Annotated in this window: 3 protein-coding genes; 1 reads left to right on the top strand and 2 read right to left on the bottom strand. The window is 67.8% G+C overall.

Translation table 11 applies throughout. The features are described from left to right. The coding region (locus tag B0F77_RS46160; RefSeq protein WP_086669346.1) for an SDR family NAD(P)-dependent oxidoreductase at positions 1-728 on the top strand (728 nt) is incomplete at its 5' end. Positions 729-772: 44 nt separating this feature from the next. Here B0F77_RS46160 and B0F77_RS46155 read toward each other — a convergent pair. Next, a complete protein-coding gene (locus tag B0F77_RS46155; RefSeq protein WP_158103028.1) occupies positions 773-2,092 on the bottom strand; it encodes an alpha/beta fold hydrolase in 1,320 nt (439 codons plus the stop codon). Between the two features lie 118 nt (positions 2,093-2,210). Then, positions 2,211-2,533 (bottom strand): LysR substrate-binding domain-containing protein (locus B0F77_RS46150; RefSeq protein WP_245849547.1); only part of this gene is annotated, 323 nt, incomplete at its 5' end.

Below are 2,533 nucleotides of genomic sequence, written 5' to 3'. Positions count from 1 at the left end.
GTGCCTCCAGCGGCATCGGGGCGGCTGTCGCCGAACGGCTGGCCGCTCACGGCGTACACCTGGTCCTGGTCGCCCGCGGTGCCGACAAGCTCGAGCAAGTGGCCTCGCGGTTGAGCCGGCGGCACGGAGTGACCGTGCGCGCCCTTCCGCTCGATCTCGCCACTGCGGACGCGCCGGCTTGGTTGGCCAAGACGTTGGCTGACGAGGAGATCGAGGTGGAGATGCTGGTCAACAACGCCGGTGTCAGCGCGCGAGGGCCGGTGCTCGACGGTGACCCGGCCCGGTTCCGGTCTTTGGTCGACGTCAATGTCAACGCGTTGACTGAGCTCACCGCTCTCCTGACGCCGGCGATGGTCGCCCGCGGCCACGGGGCTGTCGTCAACATCGCGAGCACCGGGGCGTACGTACCCGCGCCGTACCTGGCGGTGTACGCGGCGACGAAGGCGTACGTCGTCTCGTTCACCCAGGCGCTGTGGGCCGAGACGCAGGGCACCGGGGTCCGGGTGGTGGCGGTCAGCCCTGGCCCCACGAAGACGCCGATGAACAGCCGCGGCACGCGGAGTGCCGAGGCCGTCGCCAGTACGGTGTTCCGCGCTCTGCGAGGTAGCGGACCGGCGGTCATCGACGGCAATGTCAACGCGCTGAACGCTTTCCTGTTCGGCAAGCTGATGCCGAGACGCCTTGCCCTCGCCATCGCGCGACGAGTGATGGCCAGAAGCGGTGTCTGACTACTTCGCCCGCAACGTCCACACCGGTAGTGGGGTCCGGCGTCTCAACGTTGCCAAGGCGCTTCTGTCGCGGTGTACGGCCTCGCCGGTAGAGCTTCTCCGGTGAGGAAGGCGGCAACGGCTGTGCCGGTTTCGGCTGGTCTGTCGGCGAGAACGGTGTGTCCGGCGGCGTCGATGGTCAGCATCGTCGATTGAGGGAGCGTATCGCGGTATTCGCGGGTGACCTCCCAGCGGAGGTAGTCGCATTGCGCCCGCAAGACCAGTACGGGGGTGCGGTTGTGGCGCAACGCCGGCCGAGGGTCGGCGGCCTTCGATGCTGAAGCGAGAGTGGCGATGTTGACCCAGAGGCTGTGTCCGGCGGCGGCGTCGGTGGGGTGTTCGGCCTCAGCGGTATCAGGGCAACCGGAGCTCATGTTGAGACTTCGCACGAATTGCTGATAGAGCCCGTCTGCCGTGTCGGCGGGCATCAATGTCCGGGCTGCTCGCAATCCACCCAACTGTGCCAGGAAGTATGTCGCCGCGAAGCGGGTGTGCCTCGCGAACTGGTCGGTCTGATCGCTCTTGCCGTTCGGCGTGAGGCTGCCGTCCGGGAAGGAGTCGCTGGACATGGCTCCGGGACTCGCAACGACCGCCTTTGCGACGTTGTCCGGATGTGCGGCCATGTATTGCGCGGTGAGCTGCCCACCCCAGGACGAGCCGATCAGCACCATCTTCGGAGCCGCCAGCTGCTGCCGGATGGCTTCGAGGTCGGCTACGTGCCGGGCAATTGTGTATTCCTTCGGATCCAGTCGGCTCGACTTGCCGGCACCGACCTGCTGGTAGGCGTACACGGCGAAGCCGGCGGCTGCGAGGCGCCCGGCGAACTCGTCACTCGCGTTGCTCGGGGCTCCTGGGCCGCCGTGAACGAGCAGCACCGGTTCTGTGTGCGTGACCTTCCCGGCGGTGCGGACGTAGCCGATCCGAGAGCCGGTCGGCAGATCCCAGTGCTGAACGGCCGGCGAGTCGGGCAGCGGCGTAAAGGTTGTGGGTGCCCCGAACCACACCCAGGACAGCCCGGCCGCCAGCAGGAGCGAAATCGCAAGGCAAACGCCTTCGGTCAGCCGTCTGCGGCTTCGCCTGTGGCCGCCTCGGAGCCGAACCGACAACCGCGCGACGCCGGTTGCGCACACGAGCGCGACGAGTGTGGCGAGAACGTACGACAGCACGGCGTTTTCGGTCGTCTGTGCGGTCATGAGCAAGGCGGCGAAATAGAGCAGGACGGCGATGAACACCGCTGCGCCCGCTGCGAGCCAAGCAAAGGTGATGCGTAATCGTCCGGGGCGGAAACCATCTGCCGTGCCGAGCGTAGAAACAACATCGGTCATGGCTTCGACGCTATCGGGACCGAACGGTTCCCTCGTCCTCCCACAGTTCTCCCGGCAGTAGTCCTGTGGTCTCGGTGCCGTGATACCGCAGGACCAAGAGGCGGCGCAGGGGGCCATTTCACCGAGGTGGTAACCAACTGCTCTCCGGGGGCAACGCAACACGTTGGCGACCGGCGTCGGTGATCGCGGCGCGGAACGCCGTCGCGGCAGGGGAGAGCGGCCGGTGGGGCACGCGGACGATCGCGATCCGCCGTTCGGAGCGTGGTGTGCCGAGCGGCCGGTGCGACAGTCCGGCGAACCGGGTCAGCGGCAGCACCAGGCCTGGGACGGCCGACACGCCCAGGCCCGCGGCGACCAGCCCCGCCACCGCGCTGATGTTGCGTGCCTCGATCGTGTTCCTCGGGTGGGAGCCGGACTCGGCGAACGCGAGGTCGAGGTGCT

The organism is Lentzea kentuckyensis, assembly GCF_002150765.1.
GTDB lineage: Bacteria > Actinomycetota > Actinomycetes > Mycobacteriales > Pseudonocardiaceae > Lentzea > Lentzea kentuckyensis.
Note: the sequence above shows the minus strand (reverse complement) of the source record. Positions and strands in the feature narration are given on the sequence as shown.

Bases quoted from the DNA above. Each gene is read 5' to 3' on its own strand.
- B0F77_RS46155 (WP_158103028.1), bottom strand. From the start codon at position 2,092: ATGACCGATGTTGTTTCTACGCTCGGCACGGCAGATGGTTTCCGCCCC.